Annotated in this window: 15 protein-coding genes; 10 read left to right on the top strand and 5 right to left on the bottom strand. The window is 61.0% G+C overall.

Going from position 1 to position 18,820, the window contains the following annotated elements; genetic code table 11:
* Positions 1 to 46: 46 nt before the first annotated feature.
* The 7 genes from AB5K84_RS11080 (at position 47) to AB5K84_RS11050 (ending at position 9,872) form a co-directional block, all read left to right on the top strand.
* Positions 47 to 919: an alpha/beta fold hydrolase gene (locus tag AB5K84_RS11080; RefSeq protein ID WP_011089703.1), complete on the top strand. Its 873-nt coding sequence runs from the start codon at positions 47 to 49 to the stop codon at positions 917 to 919.
* 65 nt (positions 920 to 984) lie between these two features.
* Positions 985 to 2,001, top strand: coding sequence for an MBL fold metallo-hydrolase (locus AB5K84_RS11075; RefSeq protein ID WP_011089704.1), 1,017 nt, complete (start codon positions 985 to 987; stop codon positions 1,999 to 2,001).
* A 75-nt stretch (positions 2,002 to 2,076) separates the two neighbouring features.
* Positions 2,077 to 3,735, top strand: a complete 1,659-nt coding sequence (locus tag AB5K84_RS11070) for an MFS transporter (protein WP_441232394.1) — start codon at positions 2,077 to 2,079, stop codon at positions 3,733 to 3,735.
* 630 nt (positions 3,736 to 4,365) lie between these two features.
* Positions 4,366 to 5,793, top strand: coding sequence for a hypothetical protein (locus AB5K84_RS11065; RefSeq protein WP_028174169.1), 1,428 nt, complete (start codon positions 4,366 to 4,368; stop codon positions 5,791 to 5,793).
* A 265-nt stretch (positions 5,794 to 6,058) separates the two neighbouring features.
* A complete protein-coding gene (locus AB5K84_RS11060) occupies positions 6,059 to 6,520 on the top strand; it encodes a hypothetical protein (RefSeq protein ID WP_011089707.1) in 462 nt (153 codons plus the stop codon).
* A 146-nt stretch (positions 6,521 to 6,666) separates the two neighbouring features.
* On the top strand, positions 6,667 to 8,403 hold the full coding sequence (locus tag AB5K84_RS11055; protein ID WP_063921648.1) for a type I secretion system permease/ATPase: 1,737 nt from the start codon (positions 6,667 to 6,669) through the stop codon (positions 8,401 to 8,403).
* 50 nt (positions 8,404 to 8,453) lie between these two features.
* Positions 8,454 to 9,872 (top strand): HlyD family type I secretion periplasmic adaptor subunit, encoded by a 1,419-nt coding sequence (locus tag AB5K84_RS11050; RefSeq protein WP_236842127.1) that lies wholly within the window; start codon positions 8,454 to 8,456, stop codon positions 9,870 to 9,872.
* A gap of 145 nt (positions 9,873 to 10,017) precedes the next feature.
* Here AB5K84_RS11050 and AB5K84_RS11045 read toward each other — a convergent pair whose 3' ends face one another.
* The 5 genes from AB5K84_RS11045 to AB5K84_RS11025 form a co-directional block, all read right to left on the bottom strand.
* On the bottom strand, positions 10,018 to 10,803 hold the full coding sequence (locus AB5K84_RS11045) for a response regulator transcription factor (protein WP_011089710.1): 786 nt from the start codon (positions 10,801 to 10,803) through the stop codon (positions 10,018 to 10,020).
* 213 nt (positions 10,804 to 11,016) lie between these two features.
* Positions 11,017 to 11,295, bottom strand: a complete 279-nt coding sequence (locus AB5K84_RS11040) for a hypothetical protein (protein WP_231166644.1) — start codon at positions 11,293 to 11,295, stop codon at positions 11,017 to 11,019.
* A gap of 1,005 nt (positions 11,296 to 12,300) precedes the next feature.
* Positions 12,301 to 13,176, bottom strand: coding sequence for an alpha/beta fold hydrolase (locus AB5K84_RS11035; RefSeq protein WP_011089712.1), 876 nt, complete (start codon positions 13,174 to 13,176; stop codon positions 12,301 to 12,303).
* A gap of 101 nt (positions 13,177 to 13,277) precedes the next feature.
* Entirely contained in the window at positions 13,278 to 13,733 is a 456-nt protein-coding gene (locus AB5K84_RS11030) for a carboxymuconolactone decarboxylase family protein (RefSeq protein WP_011089713.1), read from the bottom strand.
* A 23-nt stretch (positions 13,734 to 13,756) separates the two neighbouring features.
* Positions 13,757 to 14,173, bottom strand: coding sequence for a cupin domain-containing protein (locus AB5K84_RS11025; protein WP_038965610.1), 417 nt, complete (start codon positions 14,171 to 14,173; stop codon positions 13,757 to 13,759).
* Positions 14,174 to 14,263: 90 nt separating this feature from the next.
* Here AB5K84_RS11025 and pdxR point away from each other — a divergent pair, with 90 nt between their 5' ends.
* From pdxR to groL, 3 genes are all read left to right on the top strand, one after another.
* Positions 14,264 to 15,670, top strand: coding sequence for a MocR-like pyridoxine biosynthesis transcription factor PdxR (gene pdxR, locus AB5K84_RS11020; RefSeq protein WP_441232393.1), 1,407 nt, complete (start codon positions 14,264 to 14,266; stop codon positions 15,668 to 15,670).
* A 552-nt stretch (positions 15,671 to 16,222) separates the two neighbouring features.
* On the top strand, positions 16,223 to 16,537 hold the full coding sequence (locus tag AB5K84_RS11015) for a co-chaperone GroES (RefSeq protein WP_011089716.1): 315 nt from the start codon (positions 16,223 to 16,225) through the stop codon (positions 16,535 to 16,537).
* A gap of 71 nt (positions 16,538 to 16,608) precedes the next feature.
* Positions 16,609 to 18,261: a chaperonin GroEL gene (gene groL / locus AB5K84_RS11010; RefSeq protein ID WP_011089717.1), complete on the top strand. Its 1,653-nt coding sequence runs from the start codon at positions 16,609 to 16,611 to the stop codon at positions 18,259 to 18,261.
* The last annotated feature ends 559 nt before the right edge of the window (positions 18,262 to 18,820 follow it).

Below are 18,820 nucleotides of genomic sequence, written 5' to 3'. Positions count from 1 at the left end.
CTCCGACTTGACCAAGGATCGTGCCCGGAAACCTCTTACTCCGGGCATGACATCCGTGACCACCATTCGTCGCGCAACCTGCCGAGCAAACGGCATCCGCCAGTTCTATCTGGAGGCTGGGGCCGGTCCTCCGATCGTGCTGTTGCACGGCTTCCCGGAGACCAGCTTCGCCTGGCGTTTCCAGATACCGGCGCTTGCCCCCCACTACCGGGTAATCGCGCCGGACCTGCGCGGATACGGCGAGACCGACAAACCGCCGAACGGCTACGACAAGAGGACGATGGCCAACGACATCGTCGAGCTCTTGAAGACACTCGGCGTGGGGCGCGTGGCACTGATCGGACACGATCGCGGCGCGCGGGTCGCGACCCGCCTGGTCAAGGACCACCCGGATCTGGTCGATCGCCTCGTCGTCATGGATAACGTTCCAACCCGCATCGTCGCGCGCGAGATGACTGCGAAAGTCGCCCGCGAATACTGGTTCTTCATGTTCCACCAGATCCCCGACCTGCCGGAGGCACTGATCGCGGGACGCGAGGACATCTGGCTTCGTCACTTCTTTTCCGACTGGTGCCACGACCCGATGACGATCTCCGGCGAGGCGTTCGAGACCTACGTGAAGTCCTACAGCGCGCCTGGCGCCGTACGGGGCGCGATGTCCGACTATCGCGCCAGCGCAGAAGACATCGCGCAGGATCTCGAGGACGCGGAGCAGAAGATCCGGTGTCCCGTGCTGTCCCTTTGGGGTGAAGACTTCGGCGCCGTCGGCCGTCTCTTCGACATGAAGGCGGTCTGGAGCGAGATGGCGGAAACCCTCTCGGTCGCCCCGATCGAACGTTGCGGCCATCTTCCGCAGGAAGAACAACCGGAAGCGGTCAACAAGCTTCTTCTCGATTTTCTGAAGGGCTGGAACGGATGAAATCCTCAACCGCACCATGTCATGCCGTCGACTGAACCGGGACACCTGGCGATGAGGAGACAAGGATGAAGCCGATCCGCACCGTCGCGATGTTGACATTCGTATCCCTGCTGTCTCACGGCCAGGTGCATGCCGGCGCTCCCCAGGTACGCACCCAGGCGCCGGGCTTCTATCGCATCATGCTCGGGCGCATGGAGATAACGGCCTTGCTCGACGGGACCCATCCGTTTCCAGTCCACGACGTGATGACCAGGAACGAGACGATGCCGGGCGGAGACCGGAAAGCCGTGAAGCTCGCGGAAAGCCATCCCGGTAGAGGGGATGCCGTGCTCGCCGCCTCCGATCTCGCAGCTCCCGTGGAAGGTTCGATCAATGCCTTCTTGGTCAACACGGGAGACAGGCTCATTCTGATCGACAGCGGCGCCGGCAGCCTCTATGGCGCATGTTGCGGGCACCTTCTCGAAAATCTGCGCGCGTCCGGATACAGACCGGAGCAGATCGACGAGATCTATCTCACGCACTTGCATGCCGATCACGTCGGCGGCATCGCTCCAGAAGGAAAGCCTGCGTTTGCCAATGCAACCATAAGGGTCAACCAGAAGGACCTCGACTACTGGCTCGACGCCAAGAACGAGAGTGAAGCTCCCAAATTCCTCAAGCCGATGTTCGAAGGCGATCGCGCCTCGTTGAAGCCCTACAGGGAATCCGGCCGGCTGAAGCCCTTCTCGGAAGGTCAGGAGCTTTCGCCGGGGATTCGTGCAATTCCTACTCCCGGGCACACCCCAGGACACACCTCGTACGAGGTCTCGAGCGGAGGGCAAACATTGCTTGTCTGGGGCGATCTCGTCCATGTTGCGCCGATCCAGTTTCCCGATCCCGCCGTGACCGTGACTTACGACAGCAATCCGCTGTCGGCGGAACTGGAACGCACGGCAGCCTTCGCTCGGCCCGCGCGGACGTCGACGTGGATCGCGGCGGCTCACATCGCCTTTCCTGGAATCGGACATATCCGCTCGGTCGATGGCCGGTTCGAGTGGCTACCGGCGAACTACACCACCGTGTTGAAACCGACGAACGACTGACGCGACGCTCGGATTCTCGAGCATTTTGATCCGACACCGCCAGCCTTGCGCGGGTTCGATGGTTTGAGTGAATCAATGCCCCTATCCAACGAAAAGCCGGATCCATCGTCGACGGTGCCCGACACTTCCCCGTGGATCGCGTTTCGGCACACCACGTTCACGGTTGTCTGGATCGCAACCGTCGTCGCCAACGTCGGCACCTGGATGTACAACGCTGCGTCCGGATGGCTGATGACCAGCCTCGATGCCAATCCCCTCACCGTCTCCCTGGTTCAGGTCGCGAGCAGCCTTCCGATGTTCCTGTTCGCGCTGCCGGCTGGCGCGCTGGCGGATACTGTCGACAAACGCCGTTTTCTGATTGGTTGTGAAATCGTCCTTACAATCATCGCGGCAGCAAGTGCGGTGCTCGTCGGGCTTAACCTCGTCACTCCGCCCATCCTTCTGCTGTTCACGTTTCTGCTCGGCGCCGGCGCTGCGTTCACCGCGCCCGCATGGCAGTCGGTTGTCCCTCAGCTTGTCCCGAGGCAAGACCTGGCCGCGGCCGTGGCCGGCAACGGCGTAGGCGTCAACATCAGCAGAGCCATCGGGCCGGCGCTGGGTGGCGCCGTCATCGGCGGGTTCGGCATCGCGGCCCCCTTCTGGATCAATGCTCTGAGCAATTTCGCCGTGATCGGAGCGCTCCTGTGGTGGCGCCCGGCGTCTTCGCAAGGCAGCGCGCTTCCACCGGAACGTCTCGCTGGCGCCATGGTGATCGGCTTCCGCCATGCGCGATTCAATCCGAAGCTTCGTGCGACACTCGTCAGGGCGGCGGCGTTCTTCTTCTTCGCGAGCGCCTATTGGGCACTGCTCCCCCTCGTGGCGCGCAATCAGATCGCGGGCGGTCCAGCACTCTACGGCATCTTGCTCGGAGCGATCGGCGTGGGTGCCGTCATCGGTGCGTTCATACTGCCCTGGATGAGGACAACCTTCGGGCCCAACGGGCTCGTTGCGGCCGGCACCGCCGGCACGGCGCTTAGTCTGATCCTCCTGGGCATCGCGCGTCACGCGGAGATCGGACTTGCGGCGTGCCTGATCGCCGGTATCTCATGGATCGGCGTCCTTGCGACGGTCAATGTCTCAGTTCAGGTCTCACTGCCGGACTGGGTGCGCGGCCGGGGGTTGGCGATCTTCGTCACCGTGTTCTTCGGCGCGATGACCGCTGGCAGCGCGCTCTGGGGTCAAATTGCCTCTGGACTCGGCTTGCCTACGGCGCACTTCCTAGCCGCTGCGGGCGCAGTCGCAGGAATCGCGTTGACCTGGCGCTGGAAGCTTCAAACCGGTGCAGGCATCGATCTTGCGCCCTCGATGCACTGGCCCTCACCTATCTTGGCAATCGAGGCAGACGCGGACCGCGGGCCAGTCCTGATTACGGTCGAGTACCGCATCTCCGCGGAGCGCCGCGAAGCCTTCCTCGTCTCCATCAGAGACTTGGAGCAACAACGAAGGCGTGATGGCGCATATTCCTGGGACGTCTTCGAAGACGCCGCCGAGAGCGGACGCTTTCTGGAGACGTTTATGGTCGCGTCTTGGCTTGAGCACTTGCGGCAACACCAGCGCGTGACCAATACCGACAGGGCCGTTCAGGACGCCATCCGCAAATTCGGCGCCGCGGCCGAGCCCAAGGTCGCCCATCTCATCGCCGCCAATTTTCGGCAAACCGGCTTAGGCACGCCCAGCAAACAGTCGTTGCCGTAGATGCTGATCTGCCGACGTTGGGGCGCTACCACCTAGCGTTAGAAATCGTACAAAATCGTAGTTTGGAGCGCAAAATCTGAGCCTTGGTAGCGGGTGACCGCTATCGTCCGCCTATCCTTGCGTCCCAAGCTCGGGCAAGTCGCCAACTTGAAGAGCACGCCGTAACGGCCGAGCGCGACCATCCCAAAACTGACTCTGCGTTGATTTGTCTTGATCTCCCAGTGCACACGTCGTGCACACGACACCGACTACCCCCGACAGTTAGGACTTTTCCTAAGGTTAGATCGGTCCGCTCGTCTCAATTTGCCGCCCCACCTCGTGCATAGCTTGGTCGAGTACCCGGAACCCCGGTAGATTTCCTCGCGCGCATTCTTCTGCGCGTCATAGATCCTGATCTGGAGCATGGGAGAACACTTCTTTAGTTTTTCTCCACCTCCCTGGCGCAGTTACGAATTCCGCGCCAGCAAAGGCTGTAACCGCACCCGAACGGATGTAGCCGATGTTACGGGTGCCAGACGAAGCGCCATATCCGAACTGACGACTGGGCATTCGACCTTCCCAGGATGACATTCTGTCCGGAGTGCAGAACCCGTCTGATCGCGCGGAGCGATTGCGATGAGGGAGGCTACGATGGATTTTTCGCGGATGTCGGATGGAATCCGGCTGCATCACGCCTCTCTTCACCACGATGGGTACGATGGCGAGGACGAACAGAGCCCTGCGCCGAGTGCCCCGTTCGTGGCAGACGCGGTCGGCGGTGGCGCCCTAGTCCATCGTCCCGGCCCGTTTGCAGGTCCTGGAGCGCACCCCGCGAGCGCGAATACCCAGCATAATGACTCCGACCCGGTTCAATCCAAACATCCCACATCGGGGGTCGACACGGGCGGCCACGCCGGCGACCACGCTGCGGCGGGTCTGGATGCTCCGTCCACGAAGCCTGCTGCCGGCGCATCCTATCCCGGGATGAGCATTGCTTCGGTCGAGAGTGGGGCGAACACGGCCGGGAACGGCGGGGATGGCCACTTTTACGGAGGGATCATTCACGCGTCCCTGTTGGTCTACGAACCGATCAACATCTCCGTGAGCCTGGGATACGGCTCGGTCGCTCTAGCCAACCAATCCAACAATTTGAATGTCGATCAATCCGCTTTTCAGATGGCCGGCGTCGGCGGCCATGGCGGCAACGACAACATTGCAGCGGGTGGGAGCGTCAGTACGTCGTTGGGCGCCGGCGTGATCGCGAGCGGCGACAACGGCGCCGGAAATGGGGGCAGCGGTTATTTTTCGGGTGCGATAGTGGACGCTCCCGTGGTGATCTATCATCCGATCAATATTGCGATGGCGGGTTCGGGCGGCACTGCGCATGCAAGTCAATCGAACACGGTCGACATCGATCAATCGGCCACTCAGATCGCGGGCGTCGGCGGAAGTGGCGGAAATGCCAATGTGGCCGCCGGCGGCAGCGTTATCACGCTAGACCCCAGTTGGGGATCAAGCAACGGAGGGAGCATCTGGGACGTTCAAACGGGCGGAAGCCAGGCCGGCAATGGCGGCGACGGCGCGTTCTACGGCGGGCTCGTCCATACTTCCTTCGTACTGTACGACCCGATCAACATCGCAGTCGCGGGCTATGGCTCCAACGTTCATTCGGTCCAGACAAATGACGCCTACGTGGATCAATCCATAGTTCAGATCGCCGGCATTGGCGGACACGGCGGCAACGGCAACGCCGCGGCGGGCGGCCATGCAAGCCTTCTTTCCCATGGCTTGTGGGGCGGCTCCGACACGATCGCGACCGGTTCGAACGGCGCAGGCAATGGCGGCAACGGCTATTTTGTCGGCAGCCTGATCGATGTCAGCGTCGCGATCTATGCACCCATCAATATCGCAATCGCGGGTCCCCATTCGACAGCCCTAGCCGATCAGGTCAACAACGTGCACATCGACCAGAGTGCGGTCCAGATCGCCGGGCTTGGCGGGGACGGCGGCAACGGCAATCTCGCGCTGGGTGGCGATCTTTCCGCCCATCTTCTGTCGGATCTTCACCTGATGGGATAGCGAAACATCGCGCCGCTCGCACAAGCCCGATCGCGAGTTGCGTCGATACTCTGCGCATGCAAGCTCGCCCTGCGGACCCTCCCGGATGTTTCGAGCTCCGATGTTGTGCGACGAATGTCATACTTTCGTACGTAGGTCGACCAGACCGGATGGTGTCCGATTTGACATCTATCGCCATCGCGCTTGGGCGGATCAGACTTGCCGCGCGCGTCCGCCTGATCGGGATGGATGATGCACGAAAGCCAACAGAAAGCAGGAGGCTCAAATGTTGCCCAAAGCGATCAACATCTCGGACTCGATCGGATTCAAATCGATCAGCACCGGTGGTCAGAACGTCGGAAATGGCGGCGACGGCACCTTCAAGGGAGCCATCATCAGCAAGCCGACGCTCAACTTCGATCCAACCAACAAGGCGGAAGGTGCCGACGTGCACGTGAGCACCGGCGATCACGTCAATCAGACGGCAGACTGGGATGCCGGCGGCGCCAACGCGCAGGCCTCGTTGTTTTCGAAGGCCCATGGCGGAGACGCCCAGTCGAACGGAAGCCAGAAATCCTACAGCGGTTACGATACCTCCAAGGTATACGCCAATACGGATGCGACCCAGATCAACAAGCTCGCGGTGGACCAGCACCAAGAGGTCGTGGCCGGCATCGGCGGCAATGGCGGAGACGGTAACGCCGCGCTGGGCGGAGAAGTGAGCTTCCATCTCGATACTTCTTTCTGACCACCGGCTCGTCCGACTGGCAGGGACCGGTGGCCGCCGCCACCGGTCTGAAGTTCGAGCCAATACCCCGCCGATACGATACCGTTGGCAGACGACGTTGGCCATCGGTCAAGTGCACCGGACCTCGATTTCAGGCGGTGACGATCATGCTGATGCCGCCCATTCGGTTGCCCATCCTGCCGCAGGTCCGGACGCCACTGCACGCAGCCCTCCGGTCCTGTGTGGGACCACTGGGTCTCGTATTCGCATATAGTTGCAGCTACAACCTGCTTCTGTTTGCGCCCTCCATCTATCTTCTTCAGATCTACGACCGGGTGTTGTCGAGCCGGAGCGGCGAGACGTTGCTCCTGCTCACGCTCATTGTCGCGATCACGGTGGTCGTCGGCGGCGTCTTTGATGCATTGCGGCGCGCCGTCCTGGGACGCCTCGGCGCCTGGCTCGACGATCGCCTTCGTCCCTGCGTGATTTCGGCCGGCCTCGAATCGGCGCTTCGCAGCGATTGGACGCAAGCATCGGGCGCATATCGGGATCTCACCGTGCTGCGCCAGTTCGTCGAATCCGGCGCATCTCCGATGCTGTTCGACGCGCTCTGGGCGCCCTTGTTCCTCCTTGTCCTCGTTCTGATCCATCCCCTGCTCGGCGTGGTGGGCGCCTGCTGCGTCGCCTTCCTGTTCGCGCTCACGGTTGCCGGAGAGCTGGTCACGGAAGACGTTCTGCTCAGATCCGGCGCCGCGCTATCCAGAAGCTGCGGCCGCCTCCAGACTGCAGCGAGCAACATCCACATGATCCGCGCCATGGGAATGCTCGATAGCGCTGCGCGCATGATCCACCGTGACGCGCAGCACGCCCGCAGAGAGCACGATGTGGCACTCCGGCGAGGCGAGATCGTCTCACTGGCCGCCAAGCCGGTTCGCGCGCTGTCGCAGGTCCTGATCATGGGGGCTGCCGCATGGCTCGTCCTCGATCACGGGAAGAGTCCGGCAATCATCTTTGCTTCCACGCTGATGTTCAGCCGGGCGCTCGCGCCGGTCGAAAGTGCGGTCGCAGGCTGGAAATCGCTCGTGACGGCCGTGAGCGCTTGTCAGCGGCTCGGCGCACTTCTCGCCGCATTCCCCGTCGCCCGGCAGCAGAGCCCAGAGGTTTCTCCGCTGCAGGCGCGAAGCGGCCTCGTCGTCGACAATGTTGACGTGAGGCTTGCGGGGACCAACCATCTGCTCCTGAACGGCGTCTCGTTCAGCCTCATGCCCGGAGAATGCCTTGGCATCATCGGTCCGTCCGGGTCAGGCAAGTCCTTGCTCGGCCAGGTGATCGCCGGGCTGTCGATGCCAACGCATGGCCGTGTCGTCCTCGACAATACCGACGTCTCGCTGTTTCGCGAGGGCCTAAAAGGCGACCGCCTCGGATATCTCCCCCAGGACATCAACCTCCTCGGCGACACGATCAACGACATCATCGCACGCCTTGACGATGCCGATCGGCGGAAGGTCATCGAAGCGGCCAAGCTCGTCGGTATCCATGGGGCGATCATGCGCTTGCCGCTGGGTTACGACACGGTGGTTCAGAGTGAAGCAACCTTCTCGCGCGGGTATCGGCAGCGCCTCGGTCTTGCCCGCGCCTTTTTCGGCAGTCCACGCCTCATCGTTCTCGACGAACCCAACGCCAGCCTCGACTACGGGGGCGAGCGAATGCTCCTGGATGCCATCGAGCGCATGAAGCTCGCAGGCGTCATCCTTGTCGTCATCACTCACCGGATGGGTCTTCTCGCCGCCACGGACAAGATTGCCATCATGGAGGACGGTGCGGTCGCCGCGTTCGGCGACAGCGAGGACATCTTTGAACGGCACCTGAGCCGACCCCAGGTTACTTCACAGATAGCGCCATGATTTGGAACTCTCTCACCATCTGGAAACTTCCCGCCGTCTCGAGACTTCCCATGATCTGGGACCAGCTCGTGCGAGCGCCGGCGCCCCACCCACCCGCTCGGCGATTTGGCGTCGTGGTGACCGCAATCGACGATTTCGAGCCTCTGGAATTTCCATGGTGCTCGACGCCCACGCCGACCTCTCCGCGCGGAAGGCTCCGCGGCATCACCGTCGCGGGCAATCTGCTGGTGCTCTGCTTCATGCTGGGGCTTGGTACATGGGCGAGCCTCGCGCCTCTCGAAAGCGCCGCGATCGCGTCTGGCGTCCTGGAATCGGAATCGAGCCGCAAGACGATCCAGCATCTGGAAGGCGGTATCATCAGGAAGATCCTGGTTTCGGATGGCGATATCGTGCGCAGCGGCCAAACGCTGATCGCGCTGGACGACACCCGGGCCGGCTCGGAGATGCAAAGCCTCCAAGGTCAATTTTGGGATGCAGCTGCTCGTGCCGCACGGCTTCAAGCCGAGCAGCAGAGATTCGAGAGGATCGCAATCCCGGACGCGCTGGAACAGGACAGCAGGCAGAACGGAGTGGCCGCCGCTGCGGTGTCGGCGCAGCAGTTCATTTTTCAGGCACGCATGCAAGTTCACGAGTCGCAGCTTGCGGTCATTCGCGAACGAAGGCATCAAGTCGAGAAGGAGATCGAAGGTCTCAAGGCTCAGGAAACCGCCACCGGGCAGCGGGTCGACATCGTTCGGGAGGAACTGGATATGGTCGCGACCCTCGTCAACAAGGGGCTCGAACGGCGGCCGCGGCTTCTGAACCTGCAGCGGGAGCTGGCCGACGTCGAGGGCCGCCGCGGCGAGATCGCCGCGCAGATTGCCCGCGCCGGGCAGGTCATCAGCGAACAGCAGGCCACATTGTTCAAGCTCGAGAGCGAGAGGCAGAACGAGATCGCACAGTCGCTTCGTGAAGCACAGAACCAGATATTCCAGCTCCGCGAGCGGTTGCTTGCGGCCAGGGATCAGCTATCGCGAACGGAGGTCAAGGCGCCCGAGGACGGCGTGATAACCGATCTGCGGGTTCATACAGCCGGCGGTGTCATCGGAGCAGGTGCTCCGCTCATGGACCTAGTGCCCCGGCAAGACCGTCTCATCGTAACCGCGCGCCTGAGGCCCGAGGACATCGATGTGGTTCATCCCGGCCTCAGTGCCGAGGTTCACCTCGTACCGTACAATCAGCGTCGCGTGCCTCGCCTGAAGGGAACCGTCGTGCACATATCCGCAGACCGGCTCCTCGACAAGCGTACCGACCAGCCATACTACGCGACAAAGATCCGGATCGACGATGGGCAGATCGCGGCAAACGACATCCAGATCGTCCCCGGCATGCCGGTTCAAGTGTTCATCACGACCGGGCGAGGCACCGTGGCTCTCTACGCGCTCAGGCCCCTGCTCGACAGCTTCCGTGGTGCATTCAGAGAGGACTAAAGCGCGATGAGATTGGGATGAATCGTCATCGCGCTTTAGGTTGTTGTTGGAGCATGATCTCCACGCAAACGCGTTCCGCGTTTGTCGCGAGGGAGAACCGCTGCGCACCTTGCGTTAACGCGGCCCTCCGGGTCCGGATCATGCTTTAGGTCTCCGGCATTAGAGCCGCACCGGGGTCGTGATCGCGACTCTGCGCGGGCAACCGGCCGCGCCAGCGGAGGACGGCTTCCGTGCGATTGTGCGCAGCACATTTCCTCATGATATGCTGAATGTGCATTTTGACTGTGCTTTCCGAGAGGCCCAATTTGGCGGCGATCAGCTTGTTGGGCAGGCCGAGCTCCAGTTCCGCCAGAACCTGTTGCTCACGAGGCGTGAGATCGGTCACGCTCCTCCTGTCGATAGCCACTCTGGCTCCCTCGTTAATCAGATATGCGGGCACAAGCCCGCGCGCATCCGGTGGCTCGAAATCCGTTATCCTGTTCATCCTGGCCACGGGCAACGGCCTGTAGGCGCCGCCGACAAGAACAAGGCGCAGGCCTGCTATGGCGATCTCGATCGGTAGCGAGGTGGAAAGAAAGCCGCGCACGCCCCGCTGCATCGCGGCCTGCACGGTCGGTTCGTCGTCATGGTTTGAGAGGACAACAGTGGCGGCGTTGGGACAACACTCCGCAACGAAGGCGAGATCGTCCTCAACCGAGGGATCGCCGATGGGCTTGTCCGCGATACTCAGCATCACCAGACGAACATCGCGGGCTGACGTGCAGTCCAGGCCTTGGACCGTTGCCATGTCAAGGATCTCAAGTTCGTCCAACTCCCTCCTGAGGACGTGCAGAATGCATGTACGAGGCAACACGAGCGGCTCGATGATCACCAGAACCGGCAAGTGAAGCGATTCATTGAGCCGCTTTGACGTGTTGATTATGTCGTGCATGATGCCCTCGAGATGAAACGAATTTCCGCTATATTCCCATTCCGTATTGCGTCTCCCGTGCTGCTGCGTTCATCCTGAATGCATCATCACGAGAGCGGCGCAGTGCCGCCGTTAGTGCCGCATCCACTGCGGGATCACTTGACACCTGGGTGGAAATTCTTTCCGCTCAAATCATTTTGGCGTGTACCGCGCGGTGGCGCAGTCGACGCATCCCTAATTGCAGATATTTCGATACGCCGTTGAGGCCGCCGACCCTGACCTACCGTCGACGACGTATGCTTCATCCTCCTTCACGAGATACAGAAACGGCCGCTCTCCAGTCTCGCCGCCTGACGCGCTTCTTCCTTTCACGCGCCCGCAAATCGTATCCACGCGGCGTCCAAGCATGTTCTTTCGCATTGCGCGCTTCACGTCGCTGAGTTCGACCGTCTCCGGATCCCCCATCTGCGTCGCGATCGCAACCTTCGCCTTGTCCAGAGCACGATCCGACATTTCCGCGGTCCGTTCGGGTGCCGGGACGCTGATCCTCGTCCGCGGGGACGCCGCTTTGGCAAGATCGGTCGATCCGCGTTTCTTCGGAGTTGATGTCTTGCCGGGCCTTGCCTGCGTTGCGGAATTCGATCTGACAACCGCAGGCTCTGGCGCCAACGCAGTCGGCATTGGCTGCGCGGGTTGGGCGACAGCGCCCCTGTCGAAACAGGGTCGTGACGCGCACCCGAGGAAATACCCCCGGGACGGCGCGAACCAGCCAAAGCCGATCAGGACTCCTGCCAGCACTCCGACAAATAGCAGTCCCATCCGATTCCCCTCCTCGGGAGCTCGGCTCGCACTCGTAACTAGGACTAATTCCGCGCTGGTGATCTATCTGTTGCGCAAAAGCATTAAGCGCCCATTAAGCGCGCGCCGTTGTCCGGCCCATGCCTGGATGGACGGATTAGATCGGACTCCAGACCCGTGCCGCGATGATCGCAAAAGGCCAATCGTGAAAGCAATCATGGCCGATTTGGTCCGCTCTCGGACCATTCTGCAACTTGCGAGTTCGTCCGAAGGTTTGCACCACCAAACGCTGCCAATCGCCGACTTAGGGCCTTCAGGCAAGTTTCGGAGCACGCACCAGCTTCGTACCAGAACCGGCGTCAACGAAACGCAACGAAAGCACTTGGACCCGAACAAAACCGCAGGAGATCAACGGATCTGACCAATCTTCAGCCGCTCATAACGATCTGGTTGCAGGTTCGAGTCCTGCCGGGCCCACCACCGTGATCAATAGCTTACCTCGTTCTCGGTGCCTGCAGTGACACCGCCGTACCAGAAACCGCACCAGATACATCCACTTTTCGTTCGCGCGCAGCTCGTGAGCATGTCAGGCAAGCTCGATTGCTGATGAGTGATGCGACATGCATTCACGAACCCTGCCTTTACGGCCGACGGAAGCGGTCTCTACATTTGGTGATCGAAGCTCATCGGCGCAGGGCGCGGAGATAGACCCCTGCGCAGTCATCGAAATGAGGCACGAACCTCATCGACGGTTTGCTTCGGATCCTGGAGGTGAGGAAAGTGCCCAATACCGGGAAGAATCGCGAGTTCGGCGTGGACTCTTTCGGCGAATTCTGCGCCCATCTCCTTCTTGATGTAGAGGTCTTTCTCGCCCCAAACTACCTTCACCGGCGTTTTAAGCCGGGCGAGTTGCGATTCGAAACGGTCCTGGTCCCGCGTAAAGTACGAGTAATAGTGGGAGAAAGCGTCTACCGTCGTCATGGCGCCCTGGCTCCATCCGCGGGACATGTCGTCCCTGAATTCCTCCGTAACTTCGAATTGCGCTTCCTTGGGCAAGCCTCTTGTGAAGGTGTTTGCGAGGATCTCGTCGCGATTCCTGTTCATGTTGGCGCGGATCTGATCCATTGCAGGCCCCGCCTTCAGGCCTTGCAGGCTCTCATACATGAACTGGGGCCTGTCAAACGGGGCGAAGTCGCCAACGATAATTGTCCTTGCGATATCAGGTTTTTCCACCGCCAGCAGGAGTGCCGGTAGCGCTCCGATGTCGGTCGCGTAGATCGTGAGCCTCGAGGTGTCGATGCCTGTTTTCACGATGTACTGATCCAGAATATGCGCGTAGTCCTTCGGCGAATAGGAGAACCTGTCGACCGCTGGCCTCGATGAAAGACCGTAGCCCGGCCAGTCGAAAGCGTGGACGTCGTAGTCATCGGCGAGAGCCGCGGCAATATCCTTCCAGGCGTACAGGGTCTCCGGAAACCCGTGCAGGAAGAGAACAGTCCCCTTCCGCCCCGGGTTACGCAAAACCATCCTTCTGAGCGCGATATCTTCGTTGATCTGGAAAAAGTCGATCGCGCTGTCGTTGATCCGGTGTGACATGATGTGTGTCCTTTCGTCCTGTTACCTGATCAGCGTGCAGGCAGAAGTGATCTGGAGGCTGAACGAAGCTCGGCGGAGAAGAGTTCCGGCACCTCCAAGGCTTACTGTCCGAGTACGGCCTGCGGCGTGTTCCGAAAGCTGATTGCAATACGATTGTAGGCGTTCATCAAGCCAACTGCGATCGTCAGATCCACAAGTTCTCGCTCGCCGAACACAGCGCGGGCAGCCTGATAGGCTTCATCCGGTACATTGGTCTCTGCGACACGCGTCACCGTTTCGGCCCACGCAAGGGCGGCGCGCTCGCGCTCGTCGAAGAGGTTACCGGCTTCCCTCCACGCCTGTACCAGCGCCAGCTTTTCGATCTTCACTCCCTTCTTGAGCAGGTCGCGCGTGTGCGAGTCGAGACAATACGCGCAGTTGTTGATCTGTGAAATTCGCAGGTAGACCAGGTCGACCAGCGCGGGTGGAAGGTTGCTCTGCATTATGTAACCGTAGACGCCGCCGAGCGCTTTCACGCCTGTCGGTGCAATCTGATTGTAGTCGAGACGCTTGCTCATTTTTTGCTCCTTGATGACAAGTGTTATTTGATCGGTGTAGTCAGTTCCTTGTCGTCGGTATCAACGACGAACACGGCGAGCAGCCTTGCTGGCCTGGTCTTGCTGGCATTGCGGCTGATGGAATGGCGCGAGCCTGGCGTCTCGTAAAAACTTTCGCCGGCGCGGTAGACCCGCCTGGGTCCGTCATTCACCTGGGACTCGATTTCTCCCGACAGAACGTAGCCGAAGATGAAAGCCGACTTGGCGTGGATGTGCGGAGCTGACGCCCCGCCCGGCGTATAGTCGACGATCAGGGCCTTCAGTGACTTGCCGGGAATGTTGGGGATCATCTGTTGAAAGCGCGGCGTGACCGTTTCGCCGCCGCCATGGGCGACGGCAGGCGTTGCAGTGGTGATGGCAACGGCAGCGAAAGCCGCGCCAAAGATGAATCGTATTTTCATGGTGGCGTTCTCCTTTGTCCCGCATAGGTGCGGCTGCTCTGGTCCGGAAAAAAGCACCAAGAACGCACAAAAATCGTGTACCAAGGGGGCATGACCAAGCCGCTGCGGTTGGAGCTTGATCGATCTGCGAAGGCGCCCCTGGCCGAGCAGATCCGCAAAGGCATCAGGGCCGCCATCGAGAACGGCGTGCTCGCTCCGGGAGCGCGTCTGCCCTCCTGGCAGGACCTGGCAGCCCAACTCGGTGTCGCTCGAGGCACGGTGCGATCGGCGTACGAAAAGCTGTCCGCTGCTCAACTCATCGTCGCTTCCCGCGCGGCCGGAACGCATGTCGCGGATCGTCCTTCCATTGCTGCTCGACAGGAAGAAACAGCCGATCCCGGCTCGTTCATGGAGATGTATCGGGAGCTCACTGCGGGGCCGGCGATTTTCCAGATGGGCGTGCCCGCGCATGAAACTTTCCCCGCCAAGCTCGTCGCCCGGATTCGTTCGTCCGCTATTCGCGTGGAAATGAGTGGGCCGGCGATATATCCGGACGCTCGTGGTGAGCTGGAACTACGGCGGGAGATCGCGGCGTATCTTGCTATCGCGCGTGGTATCGAGTGTACAGCTTCCCAGATCATCATCACCGGCGGCTACTGCAGCGGCTTGGGACTGGCGCTCCGTGTGCTCGGCCTCGAACGGAGAAGAGTCTGGATGGAGGATCCAGGCTTCCCAATCACCCGGCATGGCCTGGAGCTCGCAGGATTGTCGCTCGCCCCAATCCCGGTTGATGCGGACGGCATTGATGTCAGTTATGGCCTGAACCATGAGCCCGATGCGGCGCTGGTTGTTGTAACCCCAGGGCAGCAGGCGCCGCTCGGGTGCACGTTGTCGCTGGAGAGGCGCTTGCGCCTTCTCGACTGGGCCGCTCAGAAAGGGGCGTGGGTGATCGAGGATGACTATCTGAGCGAGCTTCAACTGAAGGGTCGGGCCACACCGGCACTTGCCTCGCTCGATCGCGCCGGGCGCGTCATTCACATCGGATCTTTCAGCAAGACTCTGACCCCCACCCTGCGGCTGGGCTTTCTGGTCGCTCCTCCGTCGCTGACGTCTCAGTTCGCCGAGGTCGCGGCGTGTCTCGCGCCGGCGCCTGGGCCGTCTGTGCAACTCGCGACTGCGAAATTCATGCGTGACGGCCACTATATGCGGCATCTTCGACGTACGAAGCGTGTCTATGCAGCGCGAGGCGACGCGTTGCTAAAGACCCTTCGCCCACGCGCCAAGGACATAACGATCGCTGGATTGGCGGTGCTAATGCAATTGCCGGACGGGACACCAGACCTCTCCATCGCCAGGGAAATGCTGTCGTTCGGATTGGCGCCTGCTCCACTATCGCCCTGGTATGCAGAGGCAGCTTCCGCACGATCCGGTTTGCTGCTAGGCATCGCGACAGCTCCTAACAAGCGTCTCGCGGCGTCTTGCGACCGCCTCCTTGGGATCATCGATCGTCTTATGTGACGAACGCAGAGGCAGGGCGCTCGCGAGGACAACGCTCATAAGGTACGTCGTGGCCTTGCTGGAAGAGTCAAGCAGGGTTTGGCAGCAGGACTGGCGAAGGGAGAGAATCTAGAAAGAAAGTTCCTCTTCCGCTGCATCCCAGGTGCTCTGGGTAGGCGAGAGGGACAAGATTTGCCGGCCTCTCCGCGTACCGCCGCGGGTCTAGACTGCCGTTGGACGCGGCATCATTGTACCCGAACAGGCTAATCCAGACGCGCGCAACCCTGCCCGGCTAGCCATTTGGATGGCAAAGCCAAACAACAACCTGGGCAGACGGTACAAGCCCGCCTAAAGTTTCCTCAGCGGCTTCCTCCGACCAGCCCAGACTTGATTCCAGGGGCTCCTTTAGGTGGCTCTGAATGGGCCCTCCGCGGACCGGTGAGGACGACGGATTTTCGAAATCCTTCGCGGCTTTGTCTTGTTTGCCGACCAAGCCGGCTTATTTTCGGAGCGGTCAGCACTCGCTAGCTTCGACTGCTATTTCAAAAAGCGACTAGAAGATAGGAGGAGAGCATGAAATTCCGTCCGCTTCACGACCGGGTCGTGGTCAAGCGCATCGACGCGGAAGAGAAGACCGCTGGCGGCATCATCATTCCCGACACGGTCAAGGAGAAACCCTCCCAAGGTGAAGTCATCGCCGTTGGCCCCGGCGGTCGTGACGAAAGCGGCAAGCTGATCCCGATCGACGTCCGGGTCGGTGACCGCGTATTGTTCGGCAAGTGGTCCGGCACCGAAGTCAAGATCGACACCCAGGAGCTGTTGATCATGAAGGAGAGCGACATCATGGGCGTTCTCGCCGACGTGTCTTCCAAGAAGAAGGCCGCCTAGTCCACCGCTCAAGCGCCTGTCGAGCGCCTCATCAAGGGTGAAACCAAGTCAAAAACTCAGGGAAACCCACTATGTCAGCAAAAGAAGTCAAATTCGGAGTCGATGCCCGCGACCGCATGCTGCGCGGTGTCGACATCCTCCACAATGCGGTAAAAGTGACGCTCGGACCGAAGGGCCGCAACGTCGTCCTCGACAAGTCGTTCGGCGCTCCCCGTATTACCAAGGATGGCGTCACCGTCGCCAAGGAGATCGAGCTCGAGGACAAGTTCGAGAACATGGGCGCCCAGATGGTGCGCGAAGTCGCCTCCAAGTCCGCAGACGCGGCTGGCGACGGCACCACCACCGCGACCGTGCTCGCCGCTGCGATCGTCCGTGAAGGCGCCAAGTCGGTTGCCGCCGGCATGAACCCGATGGATCTGAAGCGCGGCATCGACATGGCTGTGGAAGCCGTGGTCGCCGACCTCGTCAAAAACTCCAAGAAGGTCACCTCGAACGAGGAAATCGCCCAGGTCGGCACGATTTCAGCCAATGGCGATGCGGAGATCGGCAAGTTCATCTCCGACGCCATGAAGAAGGTCGGCAACGAGGGTGTCATCACCGTTGAGGAAGCCAAGTCGCTCGAGACCGAACTCGAAGTTGTCGAGGGCATGCAGTTCGACCGCGGCTATATCTCGCCCTACTTCGTCACCAACGCCGATAAGATGCGCGTTGAAATGGATGATGCCTACGTCCTGATTAATGAGAAAAAGCTATCTCAGTTGAATGAACTACTTCCCTTGTTGGAAGCCGTGGTGCAGAGCGGCAAGCCGCTTGTGATTATCGCCGAAGACGTCGAAGGCGAAGCGCTCGCCACCCTCGTCGTCAACCGTCTCCGCGGCGGCCTGAAGGTCGCGGCCGTCAAGGCTCCGGGCTTCGGCGATCGCCGCAAGGCCATGCTCCAGGACATCGCGATCCTAACCGGCGGCCAGGCGATCTCGGAAGACCTCGGCATCAAGCTCGAGAACGTCACGCTCAATATGCTCGGTCGCGCCAAGAAGGTGATGATCGACAAGGAGAACACCACGATCGTCAGCGGCGCCGGCAAGAAGGCCGACATCGAAGCGCGCGTGGCGCAAATCAAGGCGCAGATCGAGGAGACCACCTCGGACTACGACCGTGAGAAGCTGCAGGAGCGTCTTGCCAAGCTCGCGGGCGGCGTCGCGGTGATCCGCGTCGGCGGCGCGACTGAGGTCGAGGTGAAGGAGCGCAAGGATCGCGTGGACGATGCGATGCATGCGACCCGCGCGGCGGTTGAAGAAGGCATCCTGCCAGGCGGCGGCGTTGCGCTACTGCGTGCCTCCGAGCACCTCAAGGGCATTCGCACCAAAAATGACGACCAGAAGACCGGGGTCGAGATCGTGCGCAAGGCGTTGTCCTACCCGGCCCGCCAGATCGCAATCAACGCGGGCGAGGACGGCTCGGTCATCGTCGGCAAGATCCTCGAAAAGGATCAGTACTCGTACGGCTACGACTCGCAGACCGGCGAATACGGCAACCTGGTCTCCAAGGGTATCATCGATCCGACTAAGGTGGTTCGAGTGGCGATCCAGAACGCGGCGTCCGTCGCAGCGCTCCTGATCACCACCGAAGCTATGGTGGCGGAAGTGCCGAAGAAGAACACCGGTGCGGGCGGCATGCCTCCGGGCGGCGGCGGCATGGGTGGCATGGGGGGTATGGACTTCTAAATCCGACATTCAGAGCTCAACAATAAGGCTCGGCAGCGACGCCGAGCCTTTGCTGATTTCCTAGCGGTCAGCCGCGGTCCAACACTTGCGCACCGTATTGCGCGAGCGCGTCGAAGCCTGCGCCGCCGACGAGTTCGAGGGGGAAACCGCCCGGAATCATCCTGAGGAGCCTCCATTCCCGAAAACAGCGACCGACGCTCGCCGCCCAAAATAAAGAGATTGCCAATCATACCAGGACGATGCGCCTCGCGAAGAGTCCAATCGCGGCGATCGTGCACGGGCAGCTTCTCAGCTCTGTGAACCGGTGCGACCGGCCCCGATCCGCCATCTTTTCCCAACCACGTCGCCGTAAGTTCGCTCTTGGACAGACTGCCTCAACGGGTCCGTCTCAAACTAACGATGTTTCATATCTGGCGATTGCCAAGCGGCGCGCCCCGGCAGCCCTTTAGGGTTGAAGGCCACGGGGTATTTTCGCATTTAGGTTACGATATTTTCCCGGTCCGATGCGACAGGATTCCTTGCGTTGTTGGGACACACAAAGCCAGCTAGTATTCTTCAA

The sequence above is a fragment of the Bradyrhizobium sp. 1200_D9_N1_1 genome, assembly GCF_052075915.1.
Lineage (GTDB): Bacteria > Pseudomonadota > Alphaproteobacteria > Rhizobiales > Xanthobacteraceae > Bradyrhizobium > Bradyrhizobium diazoefficiens.
Note: the sequence above shows the minus strand (reverse complement) of the source record. Positions and strands in the feature narration are given on the sequence as shown.